The organism is Corynebacterium sp. LaCa_70, from assembly GCF_058182015.1.
This window is the reverse complement of the sequence record NZ_CP190914.1, coordinates 2,409,657-2,428,548: the sequence shown is the minus strand read 5'-3', so window position 1 is coordinate 2,428,548 and position 18,892 is coordinate 2,409,657. Positions and strand designations below refer to the sequence as shown.

The 18,892-nt window shown below is 57.3% G+C and carries 13 protein-coding genes and 2 pseudogenes; 10 read left to right on the top strand and 5 right to left on the bottom strand.

Annotated elements, in window-relative coordinates:
• Positions 1 to 62: 62 nt before the first annotated feature.
• From ACP8MI_RS11080 to ACP8MI_RS11060, 5 genes are all read left to right on the top strand, one after another.
• Positions 63 to 980 (top strand): choice-of-anchor M domain-containing protein, encoded by a 918-nt coding sequence (locus ACP8MI_RS11080; protein WP_049168053.1) that lies wholly within the window; start codon positions 63 to 65, stop codon positions 978 to 980.
• Positions 981 to 982: 2 nt separating this feature from the next.
• Positions 983 to 1,711 carry an anchored repeat-type ABC transporter ATP-binding subunit gene (locus tag ACP8MI_RS11075; protein ID WP_049168052.1) on the top strand — a complete coding sequence of 243 codons (729 nt, stop codon included), beginning with the start codon at positions 983 to 985 and terminating at the stop codon, positions 1,709 to 1,711.
• Positions 1,711 to 2,610, top strand: a complete 900-nt coding sequence (locus ACP8MI_RS11070; RefSeq protein WP_049168051.1) for an anchored repeat-type ABC transporter permease subunit — start codon at positions 1,711 to 1,713, stop codon at positions 2,608 to 2,610. Before ACP8MI_RS11075 ends, ACP8MI_RS11070 begins: the two co-directional genes overlap by 1 nt.
• Before the next feature lie 116 nt (positions 2,611 to 2,726).
• Entirely contained in the window at positions 2,727 to 4,226 is a 1,500-nt protein-coding gene (locus ACP8MI_RS11065) for a choice-of-anchor M domain-containing protein (protein ID WP_284589751.1), read from the top strand.
• Positions 4,227 to 4,467: 241 nt separating this feature from the next.
• Positions 4,468 to 5,691: a Fic family protein gene (locus ACP8MI_RS11060; RefSeq protein WP_455975306.1), complete on the top strand. Its 1,224-nt coding sequence runs from the start codon at positions 4,468 to 4,470 to the stop codon at positions 5,689 to 5,691.
• A 90-nt stretch (positions 5,692 to 5,781) separates the two neighbouring features.
• Here ACP8MI_RS11060 and ACP8MI_RS11055 read toward each other — a convergent pair whose 3' ends face one another.
• Positions 5,782 to 7,644 carry an NAD(P)-binding domain-containing protein gene (locus ACP8MI_RS11055; RefSeq protein ID WP_490290669.1) on the bottom strand — a complete coding sequence of 621 codons (1,863 nt, stop codon included), beginning with the start codon at positions 7,642 to 7,644 and terminating at the stop codon, positions 5,782 to 5,784.
• 198 nt (positions 7,645 to 7,842) lie between these two features.
• Positions 7,843 to 8,325, bottom strand: a complete 483-nt coding sequence (locus ACP8MI_RS11050; protein WP_049149954.1) for a molybdopterin-binding protein — start codon at positions 8,323 to 8,325, stop codon at positions 7,843 to 7,845.
• A gap of 229 nt (positions 8,326 to 8,554) precedes the next feature.
• On the opposite strand from ACP8MI_RS11050, the gene ACP8MI_RS11045 reads away from it, so the two are divergent.
• From ACP8MI_RS11045 to narI, 5 genes are read left to right on the top strand one after another with little or no spacing between them, the layout of a single operon-like run.
• Positions 8,555 to 9,880, top strand: a complete 1,326-nt coding sequence (locus ACP8MI_RS11045) for an MFS transporter (RefSeq protein WP_049149956.1) — start codon at positions 8,555 to 8,557, stop codon at positions 9,878 to 9,880.
• A gap of 19 nt (positions 9,881 to 9,899) precedes the next feature.
• Positions 9,900 to 13,658, top strand: coding sequence for a nitrate reductase subunit alpha (locus ACP8MI_RS11040; protein ID WP_049149957.1), 3,759 nt, complete (start codon positions 9,900 to 9,902; stop codon positions 13,656 to 13,658).
• Complete coding sequence (narH, locus tag ACP8MI_RS11035; protein WP_249624723.1) at positions 13,658 to 15,250, top strand: nitrate reductase subunit beta; 1,593 nt, start codon at positions 13,658 to 13,660, stop codon at positions 15,248 to 15,250. Before ACP8MI_RS11040 ends, narH begins: the two co-directional genes overlap by 1 nt.
• Positions 15,251 to 15,286: 36 nt before the next feature.
• On the top strand, positions 15,287 to 16,120 hold the full coding sequence (gene narJ, locus ACP8MI_RS11030; protein WP_284584533.1) for a nitrate reductase molybdenum cofactor assembly chaperone: 834 nt from the start codon (positions 15,287 to 15,289) through the stop codon (positions 16,118 to 16,120).
• Between the two features lie 41 nt (positions 16,121 to 16,161).
• Positions 16,162 to 16,941 (top strand): respiratory nitrate reductase subunit gamma, encoded by a 780-nt coding sequence (narI, locus tag ACP8MI_RS11025; RefSeq protein WP_455975309.1) that lies wholly within the window; start codon positions 16,162 to 16,164, stop codon positions 16,939 to 16,941.
• 788 nt (positions 16,942 to 17,729) lie between these two features.
• On the opposite strand, the pseudogene ACP8MI_RS11020 reads toward narI, so the two are convergent.
• From ACP8MI_RS11020 to ACP8MI_RS11010, 3 genes and pseudogenes are all read right to left on the bottom strand, one after another.
• Positions 17,730 to 17,928: pseudogene (locus ACP8MI_RS11020) on the bottom strand (hypothetical protein).
• Positions 17,904 to 18,512 carry an IS3 family transposase gene (locus ACP8MI_RS11015; protein ID WP_126844197.1) on the bottom strand — a complete coding sequence of 203 codons (609 nt, stop codon included), beginning with the start codon at positions 18,510 to 18,512 and terminating at the stop codon, positions 17,904 to 17,906. Before ACP8MI_RS11015 ends, ACP8MI_RS11020 begins: the two are co-directional and overlap by 25 nt.
• 162 nt (positions 18,513 to 18,674) lie before the next feature.
• Positions 18,675 to 18,873, bottom strand: a pseudogene (locus ACP8MI_RS11010) (hypothetical protein).
• Positions 18,874 to 18,892 lie beyond the last annotated feature (19 nt).

Here is an 18,892-nt window from a genome sequence, read left to right as displayed (position 1 = left end):
GCGCCGGGGCAACACTGCGATGACTGCAGAAATAACCACAGAAATAACGAAAAGGAACTCCCATGAATACTCACAACGCACCTCGCACAACCACACCTCGCACAACCACCCTGCGCACCCGCGCCGCAGGCCTGGCACTAGCGGCTGCAACTGGGTTGAGCGCAGGATTTTTCCCGTTAGCACAGCCAGCTGCGACCGCGCAGGGAAGCGACCTATCCCAGGTGGTTACCGGCGATGAAGCGATCGCCCCGGAAGGCGAGAAGGTGGTCGTCGAAGCCGGACACATTGATATTGGTGCGATGGTAATCGACGGGGAACTCCAGATCTTGGCCCGCGATGACCGCAGCCAGCCGCCAGTGTGGCGCCATCTGGACGATATGGTGTTCCAGCTGCGGGAAAACTCGGTGCAAACACTACCGGACAACGATGACTTCTCTTTCGTGGGCGCTGGCGCGAATGAGCCGGCCTACGTGGTGCCGCAGACGGAAATCGTCGACGTTCCGTGGCTGGGTTGGAACACCCAAGCACCAGCGTTGACAGAGAACGTACAAAACGGTGTGAACATGGACTTTGTCGGCCATAGCGGCCCAGGTGAGTTCGCGCTGTTCCTACAAAACGGCGGCTTCGAAGCCCCGGACGTGCTGTGGTCGACGGCAGAAGGCAAGGATGATGACTTCTTCGTCGAGCTGCACACCCACACCCACGCGAACTGGACGTTTACGGATCCGGGCGTGCACCAGGTGGGCTTGCAGATTTCTGCCACCACCCATGACGGGCAGGAACTTTCCGCGCGGGAGGCAGTAACTTTCGCGGTAGGCGAGGGCACTGACCCCGCCGAAGCCCATAACGCCGTTTTTGACTGGGACAATGCCTCGACGGGCTCGTCTGGGTTCCAGGTGTCTTGGTTGCTGGTCGGCGGAATAGTGCTTGTCGTCGTGTTGGTCGGCGTCGGCGTGGCTAGCCGCGGAAAGAAGAAATAAGCATGCAACCGCTGATTACCGTCGATAAGCTGCAGGTTTTCCTGGGCGGGCGGAAGGTGATCACCGATGCCTGCATAGAGATCGGCCACGGTGAGTTCATTGGACTGCTTGGCCCCAATGGTGCGGGCAAGACGACGTTTATGCGTTCGATCCTCGGGTTGGTGCCGGTGAAAAGTGGCGCGATCACCGTGGATGCCTCGATTGGTTATGTGCCGCAACGCCACGACGTCGCCTGGGAGTTTCCCTGGAGCGTGCGCAAGACGGTGCTGTCTGGCCGGACTGGAATCATCGGGTGGTTCCGGCGCCCGCGTCGGCACGATCACCAGGCCGTCGATGCCGCGCTGCAATTGACGAATCTTGCGGATCTCGCCGACCGGCCCATCGCGGAGCTTTCGGGTGGGCAGCGTCAGCGTGTGTTGTTGGCGCGCGCTTTGGCTACCCAGCCGGAGGTGTTGTTTTTGGATGAGCCGTTTACCGGACTGGATGCGCCGAATACGGAGGGCCTGTTGGAGTTGTTTGAGCAGTTGAGTGCGCAGGGCACGAGCATCGTCATGTCCAGCCATAACTTGGCTGAAGCGGTGCATACCTGTCATCGCGTGGTGTTGTTTAACAAGGGGATTGTGGCCGACGGGCCTGCCGACGAGATCCGCGCGAATCCGCAGATCTGGTCGCAGACCTTCTCCGTCGCACCGAGCTCGCCGCTGCTCTCTGCGATTGGGGTGGGTGTCTAATGCCTAATTCTGTGATTTCCTTTCCGGAGTTCCTGATGGATCTCGCGAACCCGCAGCTGGATTTCTTGGCGCGTGCGGTCGCGATTTCCGTGATCGCCGCGATCACCTGCGCCGTCGTCGGCTGTTATGTGGTGTTGCGCGGCATGGCCTTCATTGGCGATGCGGTTTCGCACGCGGTATTTCCGGGCCTGACCATTGCATTCGCCCTGCAGGTTTCCGTTCTGTTGGGCGGCGCTGTGGCCGGGGCGGTGGTTGCGATCCTGATCGCGTTGTTCTCGCAGCGGCAAAACGTCCGGGAAGATTCCGTGATCGGCATTTTCTTCGCTGCTTCTTTTGCGGTAGGCATGGTGATCATCTCCCGCACCGAGGGGTATACCGCTTCGTTGAGCAGCTTTCTCTTCGGATCGCTCACCGGCGTCTCCAGCACCGATGTGTGGTTGGCCTTGGCCGTGTCTGTGTTGGTCTTGGCGACGATCGTCGTCATCGGCCCCCAGCTCAATGTCACGTGCCTGGACCGCGAAACCGCCCGCGCGATGAACATCCCGGTGTTGCTGATGGACATCGTGCTTTACCTGGCTGTCACCGCAGCCGTGGTGATCTCGGTGGGCACCGTCGGCAATATCTTGGTGCTCGCCTTGCTGATTGCGCCACCGGCCACCGCGCGCCTGATCACCTCAAACTTGACGACGATGATGGTGCTTTCCGCGACCTTCGGCGCGTTGGGGAGCTTCTTCGGGTTGTATATCGCCTGGGCATTCGATCTTCCGGCGGGCGCCAGCATCGTGTTGTTGCTCTCGGTCTGGTTCCTGGTGGTCTGGGCGCTGATGCCGTCGATCAGAACTCTGCAGACCACCAGGGCCGCGCGGGCGAGCAGACAGCCAGCCGCCGAAACCACATAAAGCCCGATCAATCTCAGACAAACTTCATACCGCACAATTCATTGCCACGAAAAACCAGCAACTACCTGGTGAATTACACCAGCAACTTCCTGGTGACGTTTCTTTTGGGAGGAACCATGAAATCCACGAACCACTCGCACCGCCATGGTCGTGTGCGCAGCTCACTTAGCCCATTCAGCCGACTCAGCCCACGCCGTTTCTCGAAAACCGCTGTGAGCCTAGGGTTATCGTTGGGCTTGGCGACAGCTGGCCTGGGGGCAGGCGTGCTCGCGCCGTCGGCAAGCGCCCAAATCCACGAAATCTGCACTGCCTCGGAGGGGTGGACCCCAGATCATAAGATTACGCACGGCCACCAGGACATGACGGTTCTTTCGGAGAACGGATTAGAACCCGCACTGATCGATGATTCTTCTGGTGAGTCCCTGTCTTATGGGTCTGGGCGCAGCGTAGTTGAGGTCTCCAATGACCAGCACGTGAAGCTTGGGAAGTTGGGAATAGAGGGGCTGCCCGACGAAGGATGGTATCTGCCGCAAACGCAATTGCCCAACGTTCCGTGGCTTGGTTTTTCCACGATGTATCTGGGCGACCACCTGGTGGAAGGGGAGTCAGTGTCGATGAACCTGAACCTGAAGCAGGGCCCTGGCCGGATGATTGGTTGGCTTCCGGAAGATTTCGGCAACAACAAAATTGTGCTGGATTCAGAAGATTCCAATGATGCGTGGCCGATTCCGTATAACACGCACGTGCACACCGGATTCGTGTTTGAAAAAGCCGGTGTCTACGAGGTGGGCTTCGAATTCGGGCTGCCACGCGGCGGAACCCAGACCTTGGACATCATGTTCTTGGTTGACGACTACGACTGTGCTGATCGCGGATCAACGAGCACCGGCACTAATTCTGGTTCGAAGAGCAAGGCCAACAACAATAAACCGAAGACCTTCGGTGACCACTTGACCGCGATGGAAAAGGAAATCACGCAGACGGAAAAGGCGATCTCCGGTATTGAAAATTCCGTACGCAAATTGGTATCTCCTTTCACCAAGAAGGACGATAAGAACGCGCCTAAGCCAAATGCTGCAGGAAAACCAGGCGCGCCGGGTGCACCGGGTGCGTCTAATTCCGGTAATAAGCCAGCGCCTGCGAAACCGGGCCAGCCTGGTGGAGGAAACTCGGATACCAACAAGCCTGCTCCGGCTGGTGGAGGCCCGAAGCCCGCTCCTGTCGCACCGAAAAGCGGCGGGGCAGCCCCAGCACCAGCACCAGCACCAAGTGGCGGTGGAGCCAGCGGATCGCTAGTGCCCGCTAAAGCACCTGCGCCAGCACCTGCTCCAGCTCCTGCACCAGGCGGTGGTTCGGGCACAGGTTCGGCCCCGGGATTGGAAGCAGCTCCGCTGGAAGGCGCTGACGGAGAAAACCTGGAAGCCGTCGATGGTCAGGGCAATGCATTCGCCAGCGCAGATGGTGCCGCACAGCGTGGTGCCACGAGCGCGAACTACAAGCCGACCTCGTCGTCGATGAGTTTCTTCTCCGGCTTGATCCTCGGCTTGGGCGTATTCGCCTTCGCATTGGGCATCGGTATTTATGTTGTGATGTGGCAGCGTTCCCGCAACAAATAAGTTATTAGGAGGCGATTAGCTTGCTGGACTCGGAAGTAACCGGTGGGAGCGCAAACACTCCGGCCTAAACCAGGGATCTACATCAGAGGTGTAAATTAGACCCACACTGCGGCGCGCTATTTTACAAAAACCGCGATTTTTGTAAAATAGCGCGTTATTATTGTCTGCATTCTTACAACGCTGATCTAAAACAGCGACACCGATCTAAAGCAGCAACACCGACCCGAAGAAGGCGCGACTCATGGCAAGCACATCTGGTTATAAGCCATTAAAGACGGTCTTTCACGCGAGTCGGCACGGTCATTCGGCGCTGGAGAAGGAATACGCGCGCAGACTCGACTCACCAGCCACTCTACAATGGGAGTTCGATGTCGCGGGGTATCCGCTATTTCTGGTGATGACCGTCGAGATTGCCGCGCAATTGGAAAAAATCTGGCATACTGAACTGCGAATTTCCGATAAATGGGCAGCACTTCCGGGCATTGGGCGGCAGCACTATTTGCTGGGAATCTTAATCTCTGAAATTCGGGCGACGAATGCCATCGAAGGGATTTTTTCTACGCGGAAAGAAATCGTGTCTGCTTTGGAGCCGCCCTCTACTACCGCCCACAAACGGTTTCGGGAAATGGCTGGGCTGTACCGATCATTGCTCGTGCCAGATTCCGACCGCATGGAATTCCCGGCAACTGTGCAGCAGTTGCGGGGGCTTTATGATGATCTGCTTGCTCATGAAATTGCTGCCGACGACGCACCAGACGGGAAGCATTTTCGTCGGCACGAAGTGACGATTTTCGATGGAACGACAACACTTCATCGGGCGCCGGGTACGGAAGAAGATATCGAGCATAGGATGGATACTTTTTTGCGCACCCAACTAAGCACTGAAAATTCTCTGGTCCACGCTTTAGTGGGGCATTTTATGTTCGAATACACCCATCCGTTTTATGACGGCAACGGCAGGTTGGGGCGGTTCTTGTTGGCGTTCCGGTTATTGGATGTACTGTCGGCGCCGACTGCAATGTCGTTGTCGCACCAATTTTCTGTACAACGAGCGAAATACTATTCCGCTTTCCAACAGGCCGAGCATTCACTGAACCGTGGGGAAGTGACCTTCTTTGTCAAGGCGATCGCCGACCTCATTGGCGACGCTCAGGTAGAGCTCGAAGAGTCCCTCGATGAGAAGCGCGTGCAACTTCTTAACTTGGAAGATCGGCTCGAAGATGCTGAACTCTCGGATTATCAGAAAGCGTTTTTGTCGATTCTTGGGCAGGCCTTCCTCTTTGGTCCCCATGAACCGGTGTCCCTGCACGAAATTACGCAATACATGGCGAAACATTGGAATACTGTGCGCCCAGTTGCAGATGAACTTGTTACTCAGGGTTACATCCGGGAAGTGTCCAAGAAACCCTTGTCTTTTGAGTTAACAGACAAGGCGATCGCGATCCTTGGATTAGATGCAGCCTAATGTGACGGTGATATGTGACGGTGATGTTTCACGTGAAACATCACCGTGCTGCGCGCCAAGCATCGCTAGCTAAAAATAGTTCAGGCGACGTTAACCAGTGTGGTGCACTGGTGCTAGTCGATAAACCGGGGTATCCAGGCCTTCATAACGCGCTTTCAGCTGTAGCGCGAGGTAGCGCGAATAATGCCGCGACTGGTGCAAATTGCCACCGTGGAACCAAAGGTTATCTTGCTGGGTTGGCTTCCACATATTGCGCAGCTCGCCTTCCCACGGCCCCGGATCCTTCGTCGTGTCAGAACCCAAGCCCCAACATTTACCAACTTTGTCAGCGACTTCCTTAGAAATGAGCATTTCCGCCCAACCGTTCATCGAGCCATAGCCGGTGGCCAACACGATGACGTCTGCTGGCAGCACGGTGCCGTTGGCAAGCGTAACCGTATCCGTGCCGACCTCCGCGATGGTAGTTCCCGAATGCACGGGAATTGAACCAGCAGCCACCAGCTCCGAGGCGCCCACGTTGATGTAATAGCCTGACCCGCGGCGCAGGTATTTCAGGAAGAGCCCGGAGCCGTCGTCGCCGAAATCGAGCAGGAAACCCTTCTCGCGCAGGTGCTCATAAAACTCGGCGTCGTCCCTTTTGATTTTGTCGAAGATTGGGCGCTGCACATCCGGCAATACTTTGTATGGCCAGGACGCAAACAGCAGGTCGGCCGAATCGGTATCCAGGCCGGCATCAACGGCATCCTCCGAATACAGCGGGCCGAAGACCTCGCGCATCAAAGAATCGGACTGCACGATATGGGTCGACGAGCGCTGGATCATTACCGGGTGCGCACCATTGTGGTGCAGATCGGCAGCAATATCGTGCGCGGAATTATTCGCGCCCAGGATGATCACGTTCTTCCCGGCATCGCCCGCCCCGCCCGGGTGTTCGCTGGAATGGCGGATCTCTCCGACAAAATTCTCCTGCCCCTTCAGCTTCGGCTTATTCGGCACACCCGACATGCCTGTTGCCAAAACCAACTGGGTGGGATGCACGACGACGTTATCGATCTCGCCAGTGTCCGGATTGCTGCGTTTCACATGCACCGACCAGGTTTCGGTCTTGTCGTCGTATTCGGCGCTGGTGGTTTCGGCATTCGTCCAATAATCCAGGTCCATGATGCCGACGTAGTGCTCCAGCCAATCGCCCATCTTGTCTTTCGGCGTAAACACTGGCCAGTCCTCCGGGAAGGGAAGGTAGGGCAGGTGGTCGTACCACACGGGATCGTGGAGCGAAAGCGAGTGATAGCGCCCGCGCCACTGGTCACCGGGGCGATTAGCCTTGTCGACGACCAACGTCGGCACGCCTTGCCGTTTCAGGCGGGCTGCCAGCGCGATACCGCCTTGGCCGCCACCGATGATCAGCACATAGGGCTGGGTGGAATAGCCGAGTTCTGCGCGGCGCTTTTGGCGTTTGTCGGCCCAGTTTTCGGGGTCCAACTTTGGTCCGTGTTGGGCGCCGAGGGCGCGGCGGCGGCGCGTGGGTTCGGGGAAATCTTTGAGTTCGCGAGCGGATGTCAGCACAGTCCACGCCAGGCCGTTGCGTAGCCGCGCGATACCTTTCCCGTGCATTGCGGCGCTGTCGAAGGTGAAGTGCACGCGAATGACGTTATCCGTGACCTCATCAGGGCCTTCGTCTTCGACGTCAGTAATTTCACAATTGTGCAAGGCAGATGCCGGGTGAGTCGAGGCAATCATGTCTGCGATGGCGTCGGTGCCTTCTGCGGTGTGCAGGTTCCAGGTGAAACTAGTCAGATCGCGCCAGAACCCATCGGCCTCGAAAAGCGTGGCGACGGCGCGCCCAGCGTCCGGGGCGGTGGTGGCGTTGGTGGCCTGTTCTAGGTCAGCCAACCATTTCAGCGCTGTCGCGCGTAGGTCGGTTGTGCGGGTGTGCATATCGGTAACCGTCATGAGAATGCCTTTCTGCTCAGAACTAGCACGCGGCTTTGTGATGCTATTCACAGCGATGCCGTTCACATAAGAATAGTGTGAGCGGGGTCGCAAAACAATGGTTTTGGAAAACTATTGAAATCGTGAGCTTCGGTCTTCTGGTTTCGGACGGTACAGCTGCGCCTGAGGCTCGCCTGAGGCTGCAGCTGGCACTAACCCTTAAAGGCTCTCACAATCCCGGAAAATGTCCGGCAGGAGCGGGAAGATCACGGATAGGGCGTCTTTGACGGCCCCGGACGACGACGCGCAGTTAATAATCAGACTCCCGCCGCCGTGCTCGGTCATGCCGATGATCCCGCGGGACAAACCTGCTTTGGGTGAGGATTCCAAACCGCGCAACAGTACTTGCGTCTCTAGTCCGTGAAGCCGGGCACTAAGGTATTTTTCGGTAACTTCTGGCGTGAAGTTGGTAGCGCCAATGCCGGTGCCGCCGATGACGATGATGATCTTGCAGTCGGCGGCGAGCGCCGTTTTTATAGCATCGTCGACGGGGGTGTAACCTTCTGCCACCACCGTGGAATCGTGCAATTGCAATCCGTAATTTTTAATAAAATCCTGGGCAATTTCACCGGATTTATTTGTTTTACCTTTCGTTAAAATCCGGTCGGAACTGACGATAATGGTAGCTAGTTTTGTACCCATATTTCGCCTCCAATTTCTTGAAAATGGGCGGTGATAAAAGTCATAGCGGGCGATTGTTTCCCCAGCTTAGGGCTACCTTAAGTAGCTTACCTGCGGGATTGTTCGCTGTGTGAATTACGCAAGATTTACGTGTCGTAATTTAATAAAAATTTAGCCGTTTTGGGTTTCCTGGATCGATTCAAATGCCACTAAATTGGGGAACATAAGCCCTACGACTAATGAGGATACAATGACTACTCTCGATACCTCAGGCAAAGTCATCCAGGGATGGGATCCAGAAAAATCTGATCACTGGGACTCCAAAATTGCCTGGCGGACACTGTGGATTTCCACTTTCGTTCTCATCATTGGCTTCGCCACGTGGTACCTGGTCTCCGCAATTGCTCCACAGCTTAATGCAATCGGATTCGACCTGACCACTGCTCAGCTTTACTGGCTGACCTCCATTCCAGGCCTGGCCTGCGGTTTGTTCCGCCTGTTCTTTATGTTCATGCCGCCCATCATGGGTACCCGCAAGCTGGTTTGGGTTTCTTCCCTGCTGTTCATCATCCCGATGCTCGGCTGGTTCTTCGCCGTGCAAGATACCTCCACTTCGTACTGGTGGCTGTTGGTTCTGGCCTTCATGTCCGGTGTGGGTGGCGGCGTGTTCTCCGGATTCATGCCCTCGACCGGCTACTTCTTCCCGAAGCGCCTGTCCGGCACCGCACTCGGCCTACAAGCAGGCATCGGTAACTTCGGTATCTCATTCATCCAGCTAGTTGCCCCATGGTTGATGGGATTCACCCTGTTGGGCGTCGGTTTCGTTGCACCGCAGCGCACCGACGACGGCCACATCTTCGTGCACAACCCAGCGATCTTCCTGGTCCCCTGGGCCATCGTCGGCGCGATCCTGGCGTTTACCTTGTTGAAAGACGTGCCGATCGAGGCGAACTTCCGCCAGCAGATCGACATCTTCGGCAACAAAAACACGTGGATTCTCACCATCGTCTACATGATGACCTTCGGCGGTTTCGCTGGCTTCGCCGCTCAGCTGCCGCTGCTGATCAACCAGACCTTCGGTGCTGGCTCGGAATTCGCCGGCCAATTCGAAGAACTGCCGAACGGTGCCACCTTCGCCTTCCTCGGCCCACTCATCGGCGCCCTAGTCCGCGCAATGTGGGGACCACTCTGCGATAAATTCGGCGGCGCCATCTGGACGTTCATTGGCTGTCTCGGAATGACGATTTTCACCGTCGTCGCGACGTTCTTCCTGACGCCTACCCACCCCGACCAAATGTGGTGGTTCTTAGGTTCGATGCTGGTAGTGTTCTTCTTCACCGGCCTAGCGAACGCCGGAACCTTCAAACAAATGCCGATGATCCTGCCGAAACGCCAGGCAGGTGGCGTGATTGGCTGGACTGGTGCTACGGCGGCCTTCGGCCCATTCATCGTTGGTGTTTTGCTCTCGATGTTGGCACCAACCGTCTTCTTTATCGGTTGCGTCGTGTACTTCACGATCACCACGGTGCTGGTCTGGATCTTCTACGCCCGCCCGAACGCACCGTACCCAGGATAAACAGGAGCATATTAACCCCATGACTACGACTACTTCTGATTCCCACGCATCCGGTTCTTCGGATTCCCCAAAACTGAATCCACTGTTTAAACTCGGTGCTTACCTGCGCAAAGGTGAGGCCACCGAGTCTGGCCAGCAGTTGTTTTTGAAAGGCGGCCGCCAAGCGGACGTTTTCTACCGCAACCGCTGGGCCTTCGACAAGATGGTGCGTTCCACCCACGGCGTGAACTGTACTGGTTCCTGCTCGTGGAAGGTCTACGTGAAAGACGGCGTGATCACCTGGGAATCCCAGGCAGTGGATTACCCGACCACCGGCAACGACATGCCGGAATATGAGCCGCGCGGCTGCCCACGTGGCGCGTCGTTTTCCTGGTACACCTACTCGCCAACCCGTGTGCGTTACCCATACGCGCGTGGCGTGCTCGTCGACATGTTCCGCGAGGAAAAGAAAAAGCACGGTGATTCCGTGCTGGCGTGGCGCGCGATCCAGGAAGACCCAGAAAAGCGCCGTGCGTACGTTTCCCAGCGTGGCAAGGGCGGTTTGATCCGCATTTCTTACGAGGAGGCCATCGATATCGCCTCGGCGGCACACGTTTACACCATCCGTAAATACGGCCCAGACCGCATCAACGGCTTTACCGTTATTCCGGCTATGTCGCAGGTTTCCTACGGTGCCGGCATGCGCTTCTTGCAGTCCATTGGTGGCGTCGCCCTGTCTTTCTACGACTGGTATGCCGACCTGCCACCGGCATCGCCACAGACTTTCGGCGACCAAACGGACGTCCCAGAATCCGGCGACTGGTACAACTCGTCCTACCTGATGATGTGGGGCTCCAATATCCCAGTCACCCGTACCCCGGATGCCCACTTCATGGTCGAAGCCCGCTACAAGGGAACCAAGGTTGTCGTGGTCTCGCCAGACTTTGCGGACAACACGAAGTTTGCCGACGAATGGGCACGCATCCAACCGGGCACCGACGCCGCGCTGGCGTTCGCCATGGGGCATGTCATCCTCAAGACCTTCCACGTGGACCGTCAGGAGCCGTACTTCCTGAACTACATGCGGAAATACACTGACTCGCCATTCTTGGTGGCTTTGGACAAGCGTGACGACGGCACCTACACCCCAGGCAAGTTCTTGACCGCCTCGCAGGTTACCGACGAGACCCTGAAAGAATCGCCAAACGCGACCCACCGCGGCCTGGTCATGGAAGAAGACGGCCGCGTCGTCGATCCCGGCGGCACGGTTGCTGACCGCTGGGATATGGAATCGTCGAAATGGAACCTGGGGTTGGATCACGCCGACCCTGTCATGTCCATCGCCGAAACCGACAAGTTCGGTACCGCAGAGGTGCTGTTCCCGCGCTTTGACCTGGATGCCAACCCAGAAGACGTCGGAACCGGCAAACCAATCGGCGCTGGTGTGGTTCACCGCGGCGTCCCAGTACGCGAGGTTGACGGCAAATTGGTGACCACCGTCTTCGATATCATGCTCGCGCACTATGGCGTAAACCGTGAGGAACTCAACCTGCCAGGTTCGTGGCCTACCGATTTCCACGACGCCACCGAAGTAGGCACCCCAGCATGGCAAGAAGGCCTGACTGGTGTCGCCGCAGAAACCGCGATCCGCATTGGCCGCGAATTCGCACAAAACGCTGCTGATTCGCAGGGACGTTCGCAGATCATCATGGGTGCGGGCGTGAACCACTACTTCCACGCCGATAACATCTACCGCACCTTCTTGGCGCTGACCTCCATGTGCGGCACCCAGGGCGTCAACGGCGGTGGCTGGGCGCACTACGTCGGCCAGGAAAAACTGCGTCCGATGAACGGCTGGACCCAGTGGGCCATGTCTGCCGACTGGCAGCGCCCACCGCGCCACATGATCACCACCGGTTTCTACTACTTCGCCACCGAGCAATACCGCTACGACAACTCGCGGGCTTCGCACTTGGGCTCGCCACTGGCCAATAACGACGCCATCGGTGACAAAATGGTCTCCGACACCATGGCAGAGGCCATGCGTCGTGGCTGGATGCCGGCGTACCCGCAGTTCAACCGCAACTCGCTGTTCCTGGCCGACGAAGCCGACGAAGCGGGCATGGAAGTCAACGACTACGTGGTTCAGCAGCTGGAGAAGGGCGACCTGGAGTTTTCCTACGACAACCCGTCGGCGGAAGAAAACTGGCCACGCATTCTCATCAACTGGCGCACCAACCTGCTGGGATCTTCCGCGAAAGGCACCGAGTTCTTCCTGCGCCACCTGCTGGGCATCGATTCCGACGCCACCGCGCCGGAACTGCCGGAAGAAGATCGCCCACGCAGTATCAAGTGGACCGATGAGGCACCCGTCGGCAAGCTCGACCTGATGATGACCGCCGACTTCCGCAACACCTCCACCACCCTGGTTTCGGACCTGGTGTTCCCGGCGGCAACCTGGTACGAAAAACACGACATGTCCTCGACGGATATGCACCCGTACCTGCACTCGTTCAACGCTGCCATCAACCCGCCATGGGAGGCACGTTCGGACTTCGAGATCTTCCGCGATCTCGCCGCCGACCTGTCGGATAAAGCCACCAAGTGGCTGGGCACGCAGCGCGACGTCGTCACGCAGCCAAGCCACCACGACAGCCCGGACGAACTGGGCATGCCCAACGGCGTGGTGCCAAACGTGGAAGAACAAGGCCTGATCCCAGGCGTGACTATGCCCAAGCTGCACGTCGTGGAACGCGATTACACCAAGATCTACGAGAAGTGGACGCACCTGGGCCCACTGCCTGCCAAGGCCGGAACGGGCGTGCACGGCACCAAGTTCAACGTGGAAAAGCAGGTGAAGGAACTCGAGCTGATCTGCGGTACTTCGGAGACCTCCATGGGCGAGCTGGTGGACCTGTCCAAGGACACCAAGGTCATCGACGCCATCTTGCACCTGTCTGGTGTGTCCAACGGCGAGCTGGCCAAGCAGGGATTCGAGTTCCTGTCCTCGCGCACCGGTAAAGACCTCACCCCACTGGGTGCGGCCGACGAAGACGTGCGCATCACCTGGGACGACATCAAGGAACGCCCGAAAGAGGTCATCACCTCGCCGGAGTGGACCGCCGACAAGCGCAATAAGCGTCGCTACACCGCGTTTTCCATCAACGTGGAATTCGACAAACCATGGCACACCGTCACGGGCCGCATGCAGTACTACATCGACCACGACTGGTACATCGACTACGGCGAAACCCTGCCGATTTTCCGCCCACCGCTGGACCACGTGCACATGCACGGCGAATTCGCGCCGGGCACGGAACTGACCAACGACCGTGGCGAAGCCGAAGTCACGCTGCGTTACTTGACGACGCACAACAAGTGGTCGATCCACTCGCAGTACTTCGATAACCTGCACGTTTTGTCCATCTCGCGTGGTGGACAGGTCGTGTGGATGTCCAACAAGGACGCCGAGAAGATCGGCGTGACGGACAACGACTGGGTCGAGGTCTACAACCGCAACGGTGTGGTGTCTGCGCGTGCCATCGTTTCCCACCGCATCCCGGAGGGCACGATGATCTGTAACCACGCCCAGGAACGCACCGTCGGCACGCCGATCAATGAGCACACCGGCCGCCGCGGCGGCACGCACAACTCGCTGACCCGCATCTCTATCAAACCGGTACACATCGCTGGCGGTTACGGCCAGCTGACCTACCACTTCAACTACATCGGCCCGACTGGCAACAACCGCGATGAGGTTACTCGCGTCCGTCGCCGTTCACAGGAGGTTTCCTACTAATGAAAGTCATGGCCCAAATTTCCATGATCATGAACCTGGACAAGTGCATTGGCTGCCACACTTGTTCGGTGACCTGTAAGCAGGCATGGACCAACCGTGAAGGCACCGAGTACATCTGGTTCAACAACGTCGAGACTCGCCCGGGTCTCGGTTACCCACGCACGTGGGAGGACCAGGAGAAGTGGAAGGGCGGCTGGGAACGCACCAGCTCTGGCAAGCTGAAGCCGAAAGCCGGTGGGCGCATCAAGAAATTGGCGACGCTGTTCCACAATCCGAACTTGCCGGAGCTCAAGGACTACTACGAGCCGTGGACTTACCAGTACGAAGATCTGATGGGCGCGAAGGCTGGGCAGAAAACGCAGCCTACCGCGAAGCCGGTATCGCAGATCGACGGCCGCGACATCAGCAAGATTGAATGGTCGTCCAACTGGGACGATAACCTGGGTGGTTCCACCGCAACCATGGACGATGATCCGATCTTGCACAACATGAACCTCGAGGTGAAAAAGGAAATCGAGGATTCGTTCATGTTCTACCTGCCGCGTATCTGCGAGCACTGCATGAACCCGACCTGTGTTTCCTCGTGCCCATCTGGTGCGATGTATAAGCGCACCGAAGACGGCATCGTTCTGGTGGACCAGGACCGTTGCCGTGGTTGGCGCATGTGCGTTTCCGGCTGCCCGTACAAGAAGGTGTATTTCAACCACAAGACCGGTAAAGCCGAGAAATGTACCTTGTGCTACCCGCGCTTGGAGGTGGGCCAGCCGACGGTGTGCTCTGAGACCTGCGTGGGCCGTCTGCGCTATTTGGGCGTGATTCTTTACGACGCCGACCGCGTCGCCGAAGCCGCTGCCACCGAAAACGAGCAGGATCTGTTCGAAGCGCAGAAGTCCATCATGCTGGACCCGCATGACCCAGAGGTGGTGCGCGCCGCACAAGCAGAGGGCATCCCGCACTCGTGGATTGATGCTGCCCAGCAGTCGCCGATCTATGATCTGATTTTCAAATACGGTGTTGCTTTGCCGCTGCACCCGGAGTACCGCACCTTGCCTATGGTCTGGTATATCCCGCCGCTGTCCCCAATCGTCGACAGCGTGACTGCTTCCGGTAACGACGGCGAGGACCACAAGATCTTGTTCTCGGCTTTGTCGAATATGCGCATCCCGCTGGACTATCTGGCTGGGTTGTTCACCGCGGGTGATACCGTGCCGGTGGAGAAATCCCTGCGTCGCCTGGTGGCTATGCGTTCCTATATGCGCGATATCAACCTGGGCAATGAGCCGCAGGAAGAAATTGCCCAGGCCGTGGGCATGACCGGCAAGCAGATCGAAGAAATGTACCGTCTGCTGTCGATCGCGAAGTACGACGACCGCTACGTCATTCCGACTGCATCTCCGGAAACCCCACGTGGCATTTCCAACCTGGACCCATTCGGCAATGTGGACCCAGCAAAGGCCTCCGAGGACGTATTCCACGACCTGGGCATGGGTGCGCCTGAGGCATGTACCAGCAGTGCTGCCCAAGGCGGCAAGGTCTCGCTGCTGTCCTGGAGTGGCGACCGCCCCGATTCGATGTTCCCGCCGAAAAAATAGGGCAAAAGGCCAATAGGGAAGAAGTAGGAGCACACCGTGAGTATCTTCGACAAACTGCGCAAACGCCCGGCAACACCGTCGACGAAGCCGAAGTTCGCCGCAGCGCCTGCCGACGACGCCGTCGCAGGCTACGGCACCCCGGCTGGTATCGGCAGCATGGGTGGTGCCAAGGATGTTGAGCGCACCTTGCGCGCCCACACCGGCAAGGTACCCACCGAGTTCATTGCCCCGGTGGAGGTCACCGAAGAGCAGCGACGCATCACCGCGATGGCGGTCTCGGTGCTGCTGAGCTACCCGGGTGAAGACATCATCGACAAGCTCGCCGCTGTCGAAGAGCAGGTAGATCAGCTGCCGTTGGCGATTGCCACGGACTTCGTGAACTTCGCGGAATGGGCGCGCAGCGTGGGCCCGCGAGCGTTGGAAGAGCACTACGTGGAGACCTTCGATCAACGTCGCCGTTGCGCGTTGTTCCTTTCCTACTACGCCGTGGGCGATACCCGCCAGCGGGGCATGGCGATTCTGTCATTCCGCGAGCAGCTGGAGGCACTTGGTTTCCAGATTTCGGACGACGAGTTGCCAGATCACCTGTGCGTGGTGCTGGAAGCCATGGCGATGACCGAAGGCGCAGAGCACGACAGCGCGGTGCAGCTGGTGGCTAGCCACCGCGAGGGCATCGAGGTGCTGCGGGCGGCGTTGAACCAGGTGAATTCGCCGTACGTGGCGCTGATCGTCGCATTGTGTAAGGCGCTGCCGCAGGTGGACGCGGAAACCGCGCAGAAATACGTCGATTTGATCCGCACCGGCCCACCGGCAGAAATGGTGGGTATCGCGGACCTGCCGTTCCCCACCAGCCAGCCGGGCGTGGTGTAGCGGAATTGAACCTAATACATTAAATAATTAAGGACCACACCATGTTTGATAACTTCCTCTGGGGCGCGTTCCCGTGGTTAGCGATTGTGGCGTTTGTCGTCGGTATCTTCTGGCGTTGGCGCTCGGACCAATTCGGCTGGACCACCCATTCTTCGCAGATTTATGAATCCAAGCTGTTGCGTCTATCGTCGCCGCTGTTCCACTGGGGCATGGTCTTCGTGATCATCGGCCACCTGATGGGCCTGGCTTTCCCGAAGTCCTGGACTCGCGCCGTCGGCATCGACGATCACACTTACCACCTGATCGCGACCATTCCCGGCTCGATTGCCGCGTTGGCCGTGTTGCTCGGTTTTGCTGGCCTGCTCTACCGTCGTTTGAAGCACCGTTCGGTGTTCTTGTCGACGTCTACCTCCGACAAGGTGATGTACATTTTCTTGGGTGCGGCGCTGATTTCCGGTTCTTTTGCGACGTTTACGCTGCAGTTGTTCGACCTGGCCGGTACCGGCGGATACGACTACCGCGAAACCATCTCGCCGTGGTTGCGTCAGCTATTGATTTTCAATATTGAGCCGGAGCTCATGGCTAACGCTCCGTGGCAGTTCAAAGTGCACGTCATTGCTGGTTTCACGCTGATTGCCGTGTGGCCGTTTACCCGCCTGGTGCACGCATTCTCCGCGCCGGTGGGGTACACCACCCGCCCGTACGTTCTGTACCGTTCCCGCGACGAGCGCACCACCCCGATGCGTTCCAATACCGCGTGGGAGCCGATCCGTTCGCACCGCGAGCAGTTGGAAGGTGAAACCCCAAGCTACGGTGCTTAGGTTTCCCGCGGGTCTAGCCATCTGACGCAATACGCTGCTACGGCAGCGACTGCCGCCAGTCCGGTGCTCAATTGTGAGCATTAGGGCTGGCGGTTTTGCGTTGGCGGATAAAAGTGCTTTCTCTAGAGACGCACTTCTTTCCTCTATATAAACTCGAAGAGTGACAATTTCTCAATATCACCCCGTATTTAGAAATCCCGGTAAAGCGCTAGGTCTATTGGTAGACAAACGATAATATGAGTTAGCTCAAAGCATTTGGAGATCAGGAATATTTGGGGGTCAGATGAGAAAGACCAAGGCGAAAATCGCGATCGGGATTATCTCCGTTAATCTACTGCTGGCTGTAATCGGTGGCTTTCTTGTGCAAGATACTGATTTATACCATTGGCCGGTGTGTTTTGTTCTCGGACTCAGTGCAGGAGCCCTAGGTATTGCAGAGCGTAAACCATGGATAGCGGGAATTGGGCTGTTCAGTGCGGTATTTCCAGCGATTCTCATGTTTGGGTCCTGGTTTGTGTATACCGTAATGAATATATCCTGAATGAATATATTGAAGTGTACTAGGTTTTGTTCCTAGGCATTTACCTTATTTTCTATTATTTCCCGAGACCCATCTTGTACCCAAAACGAGGCTTCAACCTCGACCGGGGTGCGGTATCCCAAGCTTTGATGCAGCCTTCAGCAGCTCATTAGTATCTCGCAGCTCTTGGTTTTCACGACGTAGTCTGGCGTTTTCAGCAATCACGTCTTCTTCGGCAGGAGTAACATCGCCATCCCGGCGAGCAGGCTTAAGTCCATAGACGAGCCGTGTGCCATGAAACCCCCAACTTTGGGGCTACTGCCTGACACGCGGGGTGCATCGACATATTTTTCGCCACGATGCGGTCTTCCACGAGACGGACCACGCGGTCCTTGGCATCCTGGTCAAATTTTTGGGCGTGTTCGAAGATTTTCCCATCTACTCAAACGGAACAGAACCTGGGACACTTCACTGTTGTTTCCCTCGCGCTCACAATCGCTTGGTTGAGAGCTTGCAGCGGCAAAGCTTCGGTCCGCATCGAATCTGACAGCGCCCACCCGACGATCCGCCGGGAGTAGACGTCGGTGACAAATGCAGTGTAGACGAATCCTTTTCGTGTCCGTACATAGGTAATGTCGGCCACCCACAGCTTATTCGGGCCCCGGGCTTTGAATTCACGCTCAACCAAGTCCGGGCGCAAATCAGGCACATTAGCTTTTCGGGTTGTGATTGGTGATCCGCCTTTGCCTTTGCCAGAAACGCCAGCCAGGCGCATCAGTCGGGCGGTTTGTTCACGACCGATATCGATTCCTTCACGGCGAAGCGCATGCCACATTTTCCGCACACCGTAGACACCATAATTATCTCTATGAACAGCACTAATACGTTCAACCAGCACGCCGTCACGAAGTCGACGGGCACTTAACCCACGGGCTTTGGACTGGCGATAACCACGCGAGGTGATAAACCCACCAGCCCGGTTATTCTTCAACGTCTTACAAATGAACTCGACAGAGAAACGATTCCGGTATTTATCGATGAACCGGATCATTTCCGACGTTTTGGGTCGAGATCCGACGCGAAAAAAGCTGACGCGGCCTTCAGCAGCTCATTAGTGTCGCGTAGCTCTTGATTTTCACGGCGTAGCCTCGCGTTTTCGGCGGCCAAATCTTCAGGTACAGGTTCTGGGATGGTTCCCGAACGGCGAGCAGGCTTAAGTCCATTGTCTTGCCGTGTGCCATGAAACTCCCAGCTTTGGGGCTACTGCCTGACTCGCGGCCTGCATCGACATATTTTCCGCCAAGATGCGATCTTCCACGAGGCGGACTACGCGGTCCTTTGCATCCTGGTCAAATTTTTTGGGCATGTTCCAGATTTTCCCATCTACTTAAACGGAACAAAACCTGGGACACTTCAATATCCTGATTTTCA